Origin of the sequence: Rossellomorea sp. FS2, assembly GCF_047915635.1 — a bacterium.
In the GTDB taxonomy this organism is placed as follows: domain Bacteria; phylum Bacillota; class Bacilli; order Bacillales; family Bacillaceae_B; genus Rossellomorea; species Rossellomorea marisflavi_A.
This window is the reverse complement of record NZ_JBLRVS010000004.1, coordinates 878,301-893,541: the sequence shown is the minus strand read 5'-3', so window position 1 is coordinate 893,541 and position 15,241 is coordinate 878,301. Positions and strand designations below refer to the sequence as shown.

The 15,241-nt window shown below is 49.7% G+C and carries 18 protein-coding genes; 14 read left to right on the top strand and 4 right to left on the bottom strand.

Annotation, left to right across the window (positions count from 1 at the left end):
- Positions 1 to 392: 392 nt before the first annotated feature.
- Positions 393 to 605 (bottom strand): hypothetical protein, encoded by a 213-nt coding sequence (locus tag ACNA6I_RS15670; protein ID WP_148797159.1) that lies wholly within the window; start codon positions 603 to 605, stop codon positions 393 to 395.
- A 527-nt stretch (positions 606 to 1,132) separates the two neighbouring features.
- On the opposite strand from ACNA6I_RS15670, the gene ACNA6I_RS15665 reads away from it, so the two are divergent.
- The 10 genes from ACNA6I_RS15665 (at position 1,133) to ACNA6I_RS15620 (ending at position 9,838) form a co-directional block, all read left to right on the top strand.
- Complete coding sequence (locus ACNA6I_RS15665) at positions 1,133 to 1,480, top strand: flagellar basal body rod protein (RefSeq protein WP_311284953.1); 348 nt, start codon at positions 1,133 to 1,135, stop codon at positions 1,478 to 1,480.
- 20 nt (positions 1,481 to 1,500) lie between these two features.
- Positions 1,501 to 2,145, top strand: coding sequence for a PspA/IM30 family protein (locus ACNA6I_RS15660; protein ID WP_048006767.1), 645 nt, complete (start codon positions 1,501 to 1,503; stop codon positions 2,143 to 2,145).
- An 89-nt stretch (positions 2,146 to 2,234) separates the two neighbouring features.
- A complete protein-coding gene (gene liaF, locus ACNA6I_RS15655) occupies positions 2,235 to 2,966 on the top strand; it encodes a cell wall-active antibiotics response protein LiaF (RefSeq protein WP_048006768.1) in 732 nt (243 codons plus the stop codon).
- The gene (locus tag ACNA6I_RS15650) at positions 2,963 to 4,009 is read left to right on the top strand and encodes a sensor histidine kinase (RefSeq protein ID WP_048006769.1); all 1,047 of its coding nucleotides are present in this window, start codon (positions 2,963 to 2,965) and stop codon (positions 4,007 to 4,009) included. The genes liaF and ACNA6I_RS15650 overlap by 4 nt, the downstream gene beginning before the upstream one ends.
- Positions 4,002 to 4,634: a response regulator transcription factor gene (locus tag ACNA6I_RS15645; RefSeq protein ID WP_048006770.1), complete on the top strand. Its 633-nt coding sequence runs from the start codon at positions 4,002 to 4,004 to the stop codon at positions 4,632 to 4,634. The genes ACNA6I_RS15650 and ACNA6I_RS15645 overlap by 8 nt, the downstream gene beginning before the upstream one ends.
- A 230-nt stretch (positions 4,635 to 4,864) precedes the next feature.
- The gene (locus ACNA6I_RS15640; RefSeq protein ID WP_048006771.1) at positions 4,865 to 5,794 is read left to right on the top strand and encodes a hypothetical protein; all 930 of its coding nucleotides are present in this window, start codon (positions 4,865 to 4,867) and stop codon (positions 5,792 to 5,794) included.
- Between the two features lie 37 nt (positions 5,795 to 5,831).
- Positions 5,832 to 6,461 (top strand): DUF4129 domain-containing protein, encoded by a 630-nt coding sequence (locus ACNA6I_RS15635; RefSeq protein ID WP_187427188.1) that lies wholly within the window; start codon positions 5,832 to 5,834, stop codon positions 6,459 to 6,461.
- Between the two features lie 20 nt (positions 6,462 to 6,481).
- Positions 6,482 to 7,606 (top strand): DUF4350 domain-containing protein, encoded by a 1,125-nt coding sequence (locus tag ACNA6I_RS15630; RefSeq protein ID WP_416313740.1) that lies wholly within the window; start codon positions 6,482 to 6,484, stop codon positions 7,604 to 7,606.
- Complete coding sequence (locus tag ACNA6I_RS15625; protein ID WP_048006773.1) at positions 7,603 to 8,529, top strand: AAA family ATPase; 927 nt, start codon at positions 7,603 to 7,605, stop codon at positions 8,527 to 8,529. The genes ACNA6I_RS15630 and ACNA6I_RS15625 overlap by 4 nt, the downstream gene beginning before the upstream one ends.
- Positions 8,480 to 9,838, top strand: coding sequence for a DUF58 domain-containing protein (locus ACNA6I_RS15620; RefSeq protein WP_231578697.1), 1,359 nt, complete (start codon positions 8,480 to 8,482; stop codon positions 9,836 to 9,838). The genes ACNA6I_RS15625 and ACNA6I_RS15620 overlap by 50 nt, the downstream gene beginning before the upstream one ends.
- Here the strand turns inward: ACNA6I_RS15620 and ACNA6I_RS15615 are convergent.
- Complete coding sequence (locus ACNA6I_RS15615) at positions 9,818 to 10,792, bottom strand: stage II sporulation protein M (RefSeq protein ID WP_048006774.1); 975 nt, start codon at positions 10,790 to 10,792, stop codon at positions 9,818 to 9,820. The two genes, ACNA6I_RS15620 and ACNA6I_RS15615, sit on opposite strands and share 21 nt — an antisense overlap.
- 101 nt (positions 10,793 to 10,893) lie before the next feature.
- Here ACNA6I_RS15615 and ACNA6I_RS15610 point away from each other — a divergent pair, with 101 nt between their 5' ends.
- Entirely contained in the window at positions 10,894 to 11,694 is an 801-nt protein-coding gene (locus tag ACNA6I_RS15610; protein ID WP_048006775.1) for an RDD family protein, read from the top strand.
- A 159-nt stretch (positions 11,695 to 11,853) separates the two neighbouring features.
- Here the strand turns inward: ACNA6I_RS15610 and ACNA6I_RS15605 are convergent, their stop codons facing one another.
- Both ACNA6I_RS15605 and ACNA6I_RS15600 read right to left on the bottom strand, forming a co-directional pair.
- The gene (locus tag ACNA6I_RS15605; protein WP_048006776.1) at positions 11,854 to 12,141 is read right to left on the bottom strand and encodes a hypothetical protein; all 288 of its coding nucleotides are present in this window, start codon (positions 12,139 to 12,141) and stop codon (positions 11,854 to 11,856) included.
- A 96-nt stretch (positions 12,142 to 12,237) separates the two neighbouring features.
- A complete protein-coding gene (locus ACNA6I_RS15600) occupies positions 12,238 to 13,032 on the bottom strand; it encodes a VLRF1 family aeRF1-type release factor (RefSeq protein WP_048006777.1) in 795 nt (264 codons plus the stop codon).
- Positions 13,033 to 13,243: 211 nt separating this feature from the next.
- Here ACNA6I_RS15600 and ACNA6I_RS15595 point away from each other — a divergent pair, with 211 nt between their 5' ends.
- From ACNA6I_RS15595 to ACNA6I_RS15585, 3 genes are read left to right on the top strand one after another with little or no spacing between them, the layout of a single operon-like run.
- Positions 13,244 to 13,693 (top strand): PTS sugar transporter subunit IIA, encoded by a 450-nt coding sequence (locus tag ACNA6I_RS15595; RefSeq protein WP_048006778.1) that lies wholly within the window; start codon positions 13,244 to 13,246, stop codon positions 13,691 to 13,693.
- Positions 13,694 to 13,698: 5 nt separating this feature from the next.
- A complete protein-coding gene (locus ACNA6I_RS15590) occupies positions 13,699 to 14,019 on the top strand; it encodes a PTS fructose transporter subunit IIB (protein ID WP_048006779.1) in 321 nt (106 codons plus the stop codon).
- A gap of 20 nt (positions 14,020 to 14,039) precedes the next feature.
- Positions 14,040 to 15,152 carry a PTS fructose transporter subunit IIC gene (locus ACNA6I_RS15585; RefSeq protein WP_048006780.1) on the top strand — a complete coding sequence of 371 codons (1,113 nt, stop codon included), beginning with the start codon at positions 14,040 to 14,042 and terminating at the stop codon, positions 15,150 to 15,152.
- The last annotated feature ends 89 nt before the right edge of the window (positions 15,153 to 15,241 follow it).

Here is a 15,241-nt window from a genome sequence, read left to right as displayed (position 1 = left end):
ATCGTTCCGTTTCGCTGCGGCCCCCCGCTTTCCATGGGGCGTGCGGTGAGCCGCTTCGGCGTTGCCTGCAGGGTCTCACCCTGCCCGCTATTCCCATAGGAGTCGGGAGGCCTTCGCTGCACTTTACTCTGTGCGAAGGAGAGGGAATGTGCTGATTGGAAATATGATATCGCCATCCTGATCTTGTAATGAGATTGGTGGAGACGATACCGTTTCGTTCCGCTTCGGCCTCCCGCTTTCCATGGGTCGTGCGGTGAGCTGCTTCGGCTGCGCCTGCAGGGTCTCACCCTGCCCGCTATTCCCATAAGAGTCGGGAGGCCTCCGCTGCACTTCACTCTGAGTGGAGGGGGGGATGTGCTGGTTCGGAACAGGGAATCGCCATCCTGTTTTTTTTATGAGTGTGTGGAGGAGATTAGATCGTTCTGTTCCGCTGCGACCACCCGCTTTCCATGGGGCGTGCGATGAGCCGCTTCGGCTGCGCCTGCAAGGTCTCCCCTTGCCCGCTTCTCCCATAGGAGTCGGGAGGCCTTCGCTACACTGCACTCTGTGCGAAGGAGATGAACGGGCTGATTTGATGCAAGGAATCGCCATCCTGTTTTTTGCAATGATTACGTGCTGAAGGCGAGCTTTTTCCGTTCGTTGTACTTTGTGCGCAGGAGAACCAGGACATCCCCATCCTGTTTTATTTTTAGCATGACTTTCTATCCTTATTAACAAACGATTACCTCCCCGAGTCCAATGGCACTGAGTGGATTGGAGCGGAAGGGATTTGACTCCTGCGGAAAAGGGGGATGATCGAGACCCCGCAGGCACGAGGAGGCTCGACATACTCCCCGCGGAAAGCAAATCCCTGCAGCGCAAAGGAACGGACTACCTTCCCATCATAGGCTTCACTTAGGACTACGAAGCCATTAATTCTAACTAGGACTAGGATGATCAAAAATTCTGCTGGCATCAGTAGGCTCGACATGTTCCCCGTGGAACACAGATTTTATAGCAAAGGAACACCCCGCCAGCCAGCAGGTCCGAGTAGCGCTACGTCTCAGGTCCTAGTGTGAAATCTGGCTGTAGCTCGTTATGAAAAAAGAGCGTAGCAGGTAGGATAAAGACATGAAGAAGAAAGGAGGAAACAATGATGAAGAAATTCGGTTTGATTGTGGCAGGGGGGATCTCGGCCATCGTGCTCCTTGTGAATCTGGGTCCGATCGCGGTCCTTCTTATATCGGGTGCCCTCATGTACGTGAGCATCAAGCAATTCCTGAAAACAGACTCGACGTTCGCCAAGATCGTTTGGGCACTGATTGGTCTCGCAGCTTTCAGCTCGACCGTCTCGAACTTCCCGGCCATCATCGGCTTGGTTGCCCTGTACGTCCTCTATGTGATTTATAAGAACTGGAACAAGGAAGAAACGGTGAAAGAAGAATCCGCCGATCCGTTCACGAACTTTGAACGCGAATGGTCCAAATTGAATAAAAACTGATCTTAAAGGAGAGAAAAACAATGGGAAACCTATTTCAACGAATCAAACATACCGTCATGTCCGATATCCACGAAGTCATCGACAAAAAGGAACAGAAGAATCCGATCGCTGTGCTGAATCAATACTTGAGGCAGTGTGAGCAAGAAGTAGAAAAAGTCCAGAAGCTGATGGAGCGCCAGTACACGCTGAAGGAAGAGTTCAAGAAAGAGCATCATCATGCTCTATCCCTTGCTGAAAAGCGTAAGCATCAGGCAGAGGTGGCAGGGAATGCAGGAGAAACCGAGCTTCATCAGTTTGCCGTTCAGGAGCAGGCGTTCTATGAAGAAAGGGCGCTTAGGATCGCTGAATCTGCAGCTCAGGCTGAAAAGGATTTGCAGGATCTGGAGCGGAAATATGAAGAGATGAAGCACAAGCTGAAAGATATGTACATCAAACGGATGGAACTCATGGGCAGGGAGAACATCGCTCGTGCCCACAGCAAGGTCAATACCGTACTGGATCCGTCCGCAGGCTACACAGATGGGCGTTTCTCCAAGTTTGATGAAATCGAGCAGTATCTTGACCGGTTGGAGCACGGAGTCCAAAACTCATACTATCGCTCGACCATTGATGCCAAGATCGCACAATTGGAAAAAGAAACGAAAAAAGAAGAAACAGCTTCATAAAACATGGTATTCTAATCATAGTGAAAAAGGGGTTGCCCGATGTGGGTCACCCCCTTTCCGATTGATAGACAAGGGGAGGAGGGAATGCTTTGATCAATCGACTTAGAACTGACGGCATCAGCTGGATCATCTTGATCGGGACATTACTACTGCTCCTTGAGGTGTCTTTTTTTGATGGAGGTGTTCTCATCTTCCTTTGCATCGCAGCATTCTGCATTTATCTTGGAAGGAAGAAGCTTCCGAGTAAATCGGGCAGGATGCTCATGTGGTTCGGGATCATCGTCCTCGTGGTCAACATTTTCAACACGGTGGCCTTCAAGTTCTCGCTGTTTGCCTTATTGCTCTACGTGATCTTCCGTTATGCCGACTCGAAAAAATCTCCTAAGACGGTGCAGCCGTCATTTAAGGAGGGAGCCCCGCCTTTGACGGCTCCCGTCGTGCTAAAACGGGCTGCGATCCAAAACGAATGGTTCGGTCGCAAAAAGACACCTGAGGGGGTCTATGAGTGGGAGGATATCAATGTTCAAGGGATAATCGGTGATACGGTCATCGATCTCGGGAATACGTACCTGCCGAAAGGGACGTCGGTTGTGACGGTAAGGAACATCTTGGGGAATATTGAAATCCTGGTTCCTTATGATGTGGAAGTGAGCATCCATCACTCCGTCCTGGCAGGGGCAATCGAAGTATTCGAGCATCAGGAACCCCGGGTTTTCAATGAGTCCCTGTATTATCAAACACCAGGCTACGAGGAAGCCCCGCAAAAAGTGAAGGTAGTCATATCCATGTGGGTGGGGGATCTCGAGGTGAAACGGACATGAGCAGCGTAGGAAAGCAGGTCATACGCAGTATTCTGTTGTCGCTGGGACTCTTCATCCTTGTCACGGCAGGCTATTTTTATCTTTTTCCCCTATCTGATTGGTCTCTGCTCCTGGAAGTGGAGATCATGGACATTCCCGGGTTGGGGTTCATCTTGTTCGTTTGCCTGATCATCGGCGTGGCTTTCGGTGTTAAAACGGGCTTGGGGCAGAAGCGGCAGTTCAGGGAAATCGAAGAGGCGCTCCTTCTCGCCAAACAGGGGAAACCTGTACAGATTCAGGATGACGGAGGAGAGCTCTACCATGTACTGAGGAAAGCCGATGATTTAAGGACTCAGCTTTCCGAACAGGCAAGGACCTCGCAGAAGCTTGCCACACAAAAGGCGGAAGAGTCGGAGAAACGTGTCCAGGAAATCGTATCGGAGGAGCGGAATCGGCTGGCGAGGGAACTTCATGACTCTGTGAGCCAGCAGCTGTTTGCAGCCTCCATGCTTATGTCTGCCATAGCGGAGACCCCTTCTGAATCCCGTTCTCCCGGGGAACAGAAGCAGCTTGATATGGTGGAAAGGACGATCCAACAATCCCAGCTTGAGATGCGGGCGCTTCTTCTCCATCTTCGTCCCGTTGCCCTGAGAGGGAAGACCCTTCAGCAGGGAATGGAAGAACTCCTTGTGGAGCTGGCCCAGAAGATGCCCCTTGATATCCGGTGGAAGGTGGAGGAGATGGATCTTGATAAAGGAGTGGAGGACCATCTTTTCCGGATCTTGCAGGAATCCGTATCCAACACCCTGCGCCATGCAAAGGCGGCGAGCCTTGATGTACGATTGATCATCCGTGAATCCATGATCATCTTGAGGGTCGTGGATGATGGTCAGGGGTTTGATGTGAACGAGTCCAAGGTGACAAGCTCCTATGGACTTCAGAATATGAAAGAACGCGCCCTGGAAATCGGGGGTACGGTCAAAATCATCAGTGTACCGGGTAAAGGCACGAGCCTGGAAGTCAAGGTGCCTGTTGTGGAGAAGGAAGGGGACAGCCATGATTAAGGTAGTATTTGTCGATGACCATGAAATGGTGAGGATCGGTGTATCCGCCTATCTGTCAGCGCAGCCTGATATCGAAGTCGTCGGGGAAGCATCCGACGGCAGTGAAGGGGTCCGGATGGCGTTGGAGCTGCGACCGGACATCATCTTGATGGATCTCGTCATGAAAGGGAAGGACGGTATCGAAGCAACAAAAGACATCGTCTCCCAGTGGCCGGAAGCGAAGATCATCATCGTCACGAGCTTCCTCGATGATGACAAAGTGTATCCGGCGCTTGAAGCGGGCGCAGTCAGCTACATGCTGAAAACATCCAAGGCGAATGAAATTGCCGAAGCCGTCAGGAAGACCTATGCCGGTCAATCGATCCTCGAGCCGGAAGTGACGGGGAAGATGATGACCAGGATGAGGCAGAAGACCGTCATTCATCCCCATGAGGAGCTGACGAACAGGGAGCTTGAGATCCTGCTCTTGATGACTCAGGGCAAGACGAATCAAGAGATTGCCGACGAGCTCTTCATCGCGTTGAAGACGGTCAAGACCCATGTCAGCAATATCCTTTCGAAGCTTGATGTACAGGACCGGACACAGGCAGTCATCTATGCATTCAAACACGATCTGGCCCGTTAGCCACGGGGAAAAGACGTTTCCGACCAGGAGAAGATTCTGTCGGAAACGTCTTTTTTTAGTTGGTTCACATTTTTTTGCATTTCCGCCGGGTTGAAACTATATATCTGAGAAGGGTAGATGGTAATATTAGTATAAACGGAGGAAATTAGCCATATTTCGTCAAAAGGCAGGCAGGAAATGATAAAATAGGCGGTATATTGTCAAAAAAAGAAAGATTAGGAGTGAAAGAAATGAATGGTTCTTTAAATAAGCCAAAGGGGTTCGGACAAATCCTGGATCAAACGTTCCGCCTGAGTAAACAGCATTTTAAAACGTTTTTCCTCGTATTCCTGACGCTGGTCGGTCCGTTTTTCCTACTGCAGGCGCTCATTGGCCTATTGACGGGAACGAGCTTCTTAAAAGAAGCGTCGGTAGGTACGGATATCTTCACAGGAGGACTGGAAAGTTGGGCGAATGATCTTGCAGCGGAGGAGGAAATGGTAACCACAGCCAATGTAATCGGCTCGCTCCTCGTCAGTTTAATTACTTTTATCTCGTTTTTGATCTATCCGGCTGCCCAGGGAGCAATCATCTTTGCCGTTGATCATATCCGGAAGGGGGAGAGCTTCACCTATAAGCAGATTCTCAAGGAAAGTTTTTCACGGTACGGCCCCCTTCTAGGAAGCTCCCTGCTCATTGCTGTCATCGCGGGTGGAATGACGATTATTCCTATGGTCGTTGTCGCATTCCTAGTCACATTCGGCTCGCTTGTCCATCCGATTATAGGAATCCTGATGAGCATCGTATTGTTCACCGCCCTCTTCGTCGGGGTATTGTACTTTATGGTCCGTTGGGGATTCGGTGTAGCCGTTTCCGCAATGGAAAAGGGCAGTGCGCCTGGGCTTGGACGAAGCTGGCACCTGACGAAAAGACGGTCCTGGACCATAGTGGGGTTGTTTTTGATCTATGCGTTAATCATAGGGATTATTACGGCTGCACTCGAGCTGACGCTGGGGCTTTTCCTAGGAAACAGCGTGGTGTATCAGCTGCTTGTTAACCTTGTTACCCTATTCACAACGATGGTCATTTCAGTCGGGTATGCCATCATCTATTTCGACTTGAAAATCCGCAATGATGGAGATGACCTTGATCAATTAATCGATGAATATGAAACGGTCTGATTGGAAGTATGATAGGAAGTAGGTGAGGAACGGATTGTTGAATGAAGGGAAAGCACGTGATCAGTTGGAAGACATCCTGGATGATCCGGAATATCAGGCCTATCAGCAGGATCCGGGTTTCTTCAGTGAACTATGGAATAAAGCACTTGAGGCGATTGCCAAGGCAATCGAAGCCATATTTCCAGCTGTGGAGCCGACAGCAAGGGCATCCTCCATCATTTTGATCGGAATCATCGCCTGTCTCATCATTGCGCTTGTAGTCATCGTCATAGTGCTTGTAAGCAGGAAGGTGAAGAGAAGGAAGTTGAATGAGCGTAAGCCGCTCCAGTCCATGAATGAATTGGAATGGTCATACAAAAGGCATATGAAAGAAGCAGAATCACTTGCCGCCTCAGGCAATCATTCTCAGGCAACGCGTCATATGTTCCTCGCCCTCCTGCTCTATTTCCATGAAAAGGAATGGCTGAAGGCCATGGTATGGAAGACGAACTGGGATTATTATGATGAACTGAGAAAGATCAATAAGGAATGGGCTGATCGCTTTTATAAGCTGGCGATCGTCTTTGATCAAGTGGCATACGGGGAACGTGAAGTGGATGCCACAGAATACGCCTCATTCCGTGATGAGGCGCTCGAGCTCATTAAAGACAAGGCACATGAGAGCTAAAAGGGAGGGAGGAAAGAGCATTGAAACGATTGTCAAATCTTAAAGGATGGATCGGATTTGCCGTCGCCATCGCACTATTCCTGACGGCGGGCGTCCTCCTATCAGGAGATAAGCCCAAGGACTATAAGCCGTTCCTTTCCGAATCACCCTCCCCGACAGGAACAAAAGCGCTATATACGTACCTTGGGCAGGAAGCGCCGGAAGTGTCGCGGTGGGAGTTGCCTTCTGATGGTCTTCCGGATGGGTCGGATCAGCTGCTGATCATGATCGAACCTTTTTCTGTCCCCACCCAGGAGGAAATCCGGGGGTATGAGGATTTCATGGAAAGAGGAAATACCATCCTGCTCATAAAAGAGGACCCGGATGGATTATTCGGGATAGAAACGGACTATACCGACATGTTTACGAACAACGTCAGTCTGGGAGAGAGACTCTTCAGAACAGGTGAGCTCTCGAATGTAAGGATCATACCGGAAGACGACAAAGTAATTCTGAGCGATCGGGAAGGAGCCATTGCGACGAAGCGTGAGTTCGGTACCGGCCAGCTCATCGTCTCAACAAATCCTCAGTGGTTCATCAACAACAATATTCTGAAGCAGGAACATCTCCCCGTCTTCTTGTCCCTCCTGAAAGAAGCGGATGCCGATGATAAAGAAGTCATCCTGTTTGATGAGTACTATCACTACGGCACTTCAGGATTACGGGATGTATTGGTGTATCCGCAGTGGATGCTCATCTTTTTGTTGCAGCTCATCATCTTGACCATCCTCTGGCTCTGGCTGAAAGGGAAGCGCTTTGGAGCCATCGAAACGGTCAGGGAAGAAACGGTCAGGTTCAGCGATGAACGGATACGGGCACTGGGCTCCTGGTACATAAGGAGGAAGCTTTATAAGGAATCCCTCCACATACAGGCGGACTTTGTAAGGCAATCCCTTCAAGACCGCTGGGGCATCCCGACATCAAAGGAATGGCCGGATATACAGGATTCCCTGAAGAGAAGGGTCAAGCTTCTCCCCGATAAGAAGATCATGGCGATCACAGAAGGGCTACCGGTCGTCCTGCAGAAAACACGGTTGGATCAAGTAGAATACGTAAAATGGTCACAAGCGATTGAAGAATTGAGGAAAGAGGTGGAGGATCTGTGAATCAAGAAATAAGCGTACTATTGAATAAATATGAAGAGAGAATCATCGGTCAATCTACGAACCTGAGATTATTGCTTTCTGCTGTACTGGCAGGGGGACATGTCCTCGTGGAGGGTGTGCCGGGTACAGGGAAGACGCAGATGGTGAAGACGCTGGCAAGATTGATCGGCGGTGGATTCAACAGGATCCAATTCACCCCTGACCTTCTCCCGAGCGATATTACGGGGAGCACCATCTACAATATGAAAGAAAGCTCCTTCCAAACACTGAAGGGACCGATCTTCACCAACATCCTATTGGCGGATGAAATCAACCGGACACCTGCAAAGACTCAGGCGGCCCTGTTGGAAGCGATGGAAGAGAAACAGGTCACCATCCAGGGGAAGACGTATACCCTCGAAGAAGTATTCTTCGTCGTAGCAACACAGAATCCTTTGGAGTTCGAAGGGACGTACCCACTTCCGGAAGCCCAGCAGGATCGCTTCCTCTTCAAGCTTGATGTCGATTTCCCTTCGTTTGCAGAAGAGAAGCAGGTACTGGCACAGGTGATTGCGGGGATTCGAACAGAGTCGGATGCTCCGGTCATGGACCTTGCCACCTTCCTCTCCATCAGGAATGAAATTGAAGGGGTGACCATCAACGACGCCGTGTTGGATTACATCATGCAGATCGTCCGGCGTACCCGTGAGACGGAATCAATCCGCTTCGGAGCAAGTACACGTGCCGCCATTTCCATTGCGCGGGCTGCACGGGCATGGGCATACCTTCAGGAGAGGGACTACGTGACCCCGGATGACGTTAAGATCGTGGCGAAACCAGCTCTAAGGCATAGGATCCAGCTATCCCCGCATGTAGAATTGGAGGGATTGACCGTTGACCAAATCATCCAGGAACTTGTTGGGTCGGTTACTGTTCCAAGATAAGGGGATCCTGCCGACAGGAAAACTCCTCATGGTACTCGGGATCGCTTCGATCCTCCTGGTCATAGCAGGGGGGTTCGGTCTGCCGTGGCCCCTTGTTTTCATGATCGATGGACTTTTGATCGCGCTCAGCCTGTGCGATCTTCTCCTATCACCCAAGAAAAAAGAGGTGGGGATGTCGAGACAGATTGAGAATCAGGTGGAACGTGGCCTCGAATATAAAGTGGACCTTCACATCCATAACGCTTCCCATCATGAGATGCTCATAGAACTGAAGGACGGGCTCCCGCAAGTATTTGAAGCCCGCTTCCCTCTGAAGGGCAAGATCCCGGCTTCGAGCAGTTTAAGCGGAGGCTATAGCATGGTCGCACCTGTCCGGGGGGATTACAATCTTAGTCGTATCTATCTTCGCTACAGGAGCCGATTGGGGCTATGGGCAAAGCAGAAAACATTTGAAACGGACGATGCTGTCAGGGTCATTCCGGATCTTACCGAGACGAGGAAGGTTCTTGAAGACGCCCAGCAGTACCTTATGTATGAAGGACAGAAGATCAGGAAACAAAAGAGCGGATCAGGAGAGTTTGCTAAGATCCGGACATATGTCACGGGTGATGACCCACGTATGATCAACTGGCGTCAGACCGCCAAGCTCCAAGAAGTCATGACCAACGAGTATGAGCCGGAACACGGGAAATATATCACCATCCTGATCGATTGCGGCCGGATGATGGGGGCAGAACTGAAAAAGGGAAATCGCCTTGAAAAATCACTTGAAGCAGCCATGACCGTTGCGGCGGCTGCATTGAAGAACGGTGACTATGTTTCCGTCATTGCCTTCAGCAGGGAAATCAAGGTGTATGTGCCACCGGCTAAAGGCATGGCCCATATGCAGACGATCCTTGAACAGATTTACTCGCTTCAAGTGGATGCAGCGGAATCAAATTATGCCCTTGTGTTCCAGCATATCCAGTCGGTGCAACGAAAACGCAGTCTCCTTCTTTTATTCAGTGATGTGCATACATTCTTGAATGAAGATAGTCTCCTCTTTCATTTCCAACGTTTGAGGAGGCAGCATCTATTCCTGACAATCGGAGTGGAAGATGAGACGGTTATGGAAAGAAGTAAGGATGAGCCAGTCGGTGTGAAAGCGGCCATGATCAAAAGCATGGCGCAGCAACAGATCATGGAGAAGAGGAAAGAAAAGATGAAATGGGAAAAACAAGGCCTCCATATGCTGGAGGCCCGTGAGGAGAAACTGGCTTCAACGGCCGTTTCCCATTATATCGATGTGTTAAACAGAGGACTCTTGTAATCTGTTCCTTCCCAAAAGGAGCTTCCCGATGGCGACATAAAGGATGAGTCCCAGAACGGTCACCAGTGCCACTCCATACTTCATGGACAGCGGTATCGCTGCCGGCGTGATGAATCCCTCGATGAGGCCGGCGATGACGAACAGCGGAATCGTTCCGAGAACGAGCTGAACGGATCGTTTGGCCTGCACCTTGAGGTGATATCCCCTCGAAAGTGTGCCGGGGACAAAGAGTTTATACCCCATGAGAAGCCCGGCTCCACCGGCAATGAAAATCGCTGTCAGCTCGATCATTCCATGAGGGACGATATATGCCCAGAATTCATAGGTATGTCCGGCATTGGTGAACACGGCAGCGAGGGCTCCAAGGAGGATGCCGTTCATGATGAGCACGTAGGTTGTCAATAGACCGAATGTGATGCCGCCTACGAATGCGAGGAAGGCAACCTGGATGTTATTCGTCATGATGGCTCCAGACATGGTCGGTGAGTCGACATTTCCATCGATTTCACCGGTTGAGGAAGGATCGACGGATTGGGCCATGTTGTCGGGCAGGATCGAATAGGCCGCAAGGGGGTCGCCGATGACGGCAATGAAAGCCCCTGCTGCTCCCAGGAAAAACAGGATCATGGCGATGACGACGGCTTTCCACTGTTCGAGGAGAAGGCCGATAAAAGTAGTGGAGAAGAATCGTCGTACCTGTTTTCCACTGGACAGCTGGTCATTGTATAAGAGATTATGAGATTTGGAAACAAGGCCGTTCAAGTATTGAGTGACATCTTCTTTTGGATAGTAGGTCTGGCTGTAAGAGAGATTCTGGGCCGCCTTTTGATAGAGCTTATTGAAGCGCCGGATTGCATCCCCTGAGGTATTTTTCTTTTTCTGGAGGATCGTCACCATCTCTTCGAGGCGCTTCCAGTCCTCCCGATGCTGTTTAACGAACTGTTTGACGTTCATGAGCACACCTTCCTGTCGTTAATGATACCTCTTATTATAGTAATTTTAGGAAAAAATAGAAACTGTTTCGCATGAAATTCAATCGAAAGGAGGTTATTTCCATGATGGAAGAAAAAGTCGAAGTCAAAACCCCCGAATACGTTTCATTGAGATTTGAACCGGCAGGACTCGGAAGCAGGGCAGCGGCCCTCATCATTGATCAGGCAATCATAACCGTTGCAGCTTTATTGATCCTGCTCGTCACGGTCTTAGGTATGTGGGGATTCGATATGTATTTAGGTCTTGGATCGGTATCGCCTTATCTGATCTTGGGAGTCGTGATTGTGCTGTTCATCCTTAACTGGGGATACTTTGCAGGCCTTGAGTATTTCTGGAATGGGAAGACGATCGGGAAGAAAGTACTCGGCATCCATGTGATGCAGGAAAATGGCCATCGTATCACGCTTCTTTCTTCAGTTATCAGGAACTTGATGAGGATCATCGATCAACTGCCTGCTTACTATGTATTGGGGATGATCATGGTGTATGCCCATCCGAAGCATAAACGTCTTGGCGACCTTGTTGCGGGAACGATCGTGGTTCATGAACGAAGGGCAAAAAGTAAGCGGATGAGCAGGCTGGATAAGGAGATTCAACGAAGGAATCTCAAGAGTGAAGATCTAAAGATCGAGGAATGGAATATGAAACAGCTTGGTGAGAGGGACTGGACCTTGTTGAAAGGATATGCGGAGCGTTTCACCAATTTGCCGCTGGCGAAGCGGAATGAGCTGACGAAGAAGATTGCCACCGTTTTGTTTCCGAAGCTGGAATTGAGCAAGGAGCAGAAGACGTATGAGCAGCTTGAGAATACGCTGCTGATCCTTTATCTGAAGCTTCGCGATGAGTGGGAATATGAATTATAGAAGGGGGCTCTATGCGGTTTCACTGCATAGGGCTTTTTTATTGTGCGCTCTGAATAGCCAGGGGTGAAACATCGAGTGGAGGGTTCCGGTCTCTCCATTATGTAGGTTTACTTTGGAGGAGAATAATGAAACCATTATTCTCCGTTTTTTTTGAACTGATCACTCCATACCAGGAGCCTTTTGGATTTCAAAAATGAGGACAATCGCAGTGATGGCATGGGCGATAAGCCGGATGACAGGGAAGAAATTAAGGAAGGAAGCGATGATTCCAAGTACACTTCCAAGAACGGGCTGGTCTTCCGAGCGGGAAATGAAGAATACTCCCAGGTGCCACAAGGAAATGAGACAGAGAAGATACGGGATGGCTTCACCGGCAAGATTTCCGAAAATCGGCACGGCCAAGAAAAGCTCGATTGAGAAAGATAACCATTTAATTCGTGATAGCATAGGCGCACACCTCCTGTTTTCAGTGTATGAATGGAATGGGCGGATGTGCATGAAAGAATGAAAGATCCCGCCGGTTTCCGGCGGGATCTTTCCGTTCTACGCTAGGATTTTTTCAATTACTTTGTGTTCATTTTCATTGAGGAGATTCTTTCCGATCGTATCATGCACTTCCTTGTTCATGTTTTCCTCCAATACGGCCGCTTCTTCTTTATTGCCTACGAGGACGATGCGGTCCCACTTTTCATCGGCTGCTTTTTTATCCAGCATGCTGGCGAGACTCTTCCACCAGCGCTGCTGGTTCGCCTTGACCCGGTTTTCGAACTCTTCTTTCTGGTTCGACTTGGAGCTTCCCATGCTGGCGTCTGCATGGTGGGGACCTTCGTATTTCCGCCAGTCATCGGTGTCGAGATCGAACTCCATGGATTCGTTTGACAAAAGGTTGCCGAAAGCAGACGTCAAGATCTTGACCTGATTCTGCTGAATGAGGATGAGACCGGTATGGGGGTAGGCCCGTTGCAGTTCCTTCAGGTCGTCAAGCATAGGGTCTTCTTCCCAATAGAAGTTGGTTTCCACCGGGACCTGAAGCTCGATGGCTTCCCAGATGCCGCTGTCCCGGGAGGCGAAAAAAATGAAGCTCCGCGGAAGTTCACGCTCCATACTGTACACATACTCTTCGACTTTTGGACGCAGATCCTTCAATCGCTCCTGTTCCTCGGGGGCGCTTTCCAGGTATTCCTCGAGCCTGTTGAACCCGTTCTTCAAGGCGATTTTCCATTCTCCGCCCTGCTGATCGGGGTCGCTCCGGTCGGTATTCAAATATACGGTCAGCATCTTATCGGGGGCGTGCAGGTGCAGATTCTCCAACTTCTTAATCAGTTTAGGGAAACTCATGGTACTCCTCCTTTAAGCTGTGTATGGTATGTATTTAAACGGAGGGGAATCGTTTTAAACATATATAGGTAAATTTGTATGGAAATAGTGTGTCTGATCTTACGTGTACACTTTTTCCGATTGTTTTGGAAATTCTTTATATTCATCTATGATAGCGATTTCATTATGATTGATTCATAAGCAAATCACAACAATATAAGGGGTGACACAATTGCTACTATCACCGGAGCTGATCTTCCTGGAGAAGGAATTCGACACGAAGGATGATGTCATGAACTTCATCGGGGATGTATCGGTTAAATTCAACATAACAGACAACAAAGAAGCATTGGTCAGGGACCTCTGGCAACGGGAGAAGGAATATTCAACAGGACTAGCTGAATCCGTCGCCCTGCCTCACACAAAGAGCGACGCCGTCATGGAGGCAAGGATTTGCTTCATCCGTTTGAAGAATGAAGTAGACTGGAACTCCTTGGACGGAAAGGACGTAAAGTACGTCTTCGGGATCCTCATGCCGAGCAGCAATCTGGAGAATCTCCATTTGAAAGTCATCGCTTCCCTGGCAACCAATCTATTAGAGGATGAATTCAAGGAGAAGCTCGAGAGCCTTGAGACGGCAGAAGAATTTTATCAGTACTTTACTAATCAAATAGGAGCGTGACCACTATGAAAATTGTAGGCGTAACATCATGTATCGCAGGATTGGCCCATACACCGATGGCAGCGAAAGCGTTGGAGAAAGCAGGAGTGAAGCTTGGGTATGATGTGAAGATCGAGCAGCAGGGGGCCTTGGGGAAAGTAAATGAAATCACCCCTTTGGAAGCATCTGAAGCAGATTTCGTCATCATCGCGGCTGATAAGGCGATTGAAGATATGGAACGCTTCGAAGGTAAACGCATCGTGCGGGTGAAAATTGGTCAGGCAGTCAGCAAAGCCGAGCTTGTACTTCAAAAAGCGGTAGAAGCCGTTCAAAAAGCAAACGCATAGGGGCTAAAGGGGGACTTAAGATGAAAAAGTGGTTATCGGAAGCAAAACAGCATTTGATGACAGGTATATCGTTCGCCCTACCGATCATCATCGGCGGATCGCTGGTGGTCGCCATCGCGAAAATGATCGGATTCGGATTCGGGGTGAGCAACCTCGATGATTATGCAGACGCATCAGGCTTCCTGCATTATGTGTACCTCTTCCAGGGAGTCGGCTGGACGGCAATCGGACTCCTCAATGTGATCCTTGCTGCTTACATCGCCTATTCGATCGGCGGGAAGCCGGCACTTGCCGCAGGATTTGTCGGTGGAAGCCTGGCCATCAGTACGAATGCAGGGTTCCTTGGAGCCGTGATCGCCGGATTCTTTGCCGGTTACCTCACGATCCTCATCAAGAACAAAGTTCAGATCAAGGGAGCAGCGGCAAGCACCGTACCGTTGATCATCCTTCCGCTCATCACCGTCGGCCTGACGGGGATCCTCATGGCCCTGGTATTGGGTGGACCTCTGGGCGCATTGAATCAGGGACTGATTGATTGGATCAATAGCATGACCCAGAGCGGAACGAATAAAGTCCTTCTGGCCGTCATCCTAGGGGCCATGATCGGATTCGATCTTGGTGGACCGGTCAATAAGGCAGCCTGGATGGCCGGTAACGCCTTATTGGCTTCCGGTATCTATCTACCGAACATCATGATCAATATCGCGATCTGCATCCCGCCGCTCGGCTATGCGATTGCGACCGTCATCCGCAGAAGCAAGTTCAACGCAACATTCCGTGAAGCAGGGAATGGTGCATGGATCATGGGGATGATCGGCATCACGGAAGGGGCGATCCCGTTCACCCTCCGTAATCCGCTGAAGATGATCCCGCTCAATATGATTGGATGTGCCGCCGGTGCAGCGATCACGATCCTGCTTGGTGCCTATGACAAGATGCCACCGATCGGTGGACTATACGGAGCCATCTCCATCGGGAATCCGTTCGCATACTTGATCGGAGGAATCAGTGGAGCCCTCATCATCGCCATCGGTGCGGTACTCCTAGGTAACTTCAATGACGAAGAAGAAGTGAAAACATCCAAAACGGCAAAACCAACAGAAGAGGACGAGATCGAGCTCGTCTTAGAATAAATCAATCGCCTGTCACGGAGAAATCCGTGACACGGCTATTTTCCAAGATCACTCATAAAGGAAGAGGAATCTCTTCTCCTCAGGAGGTC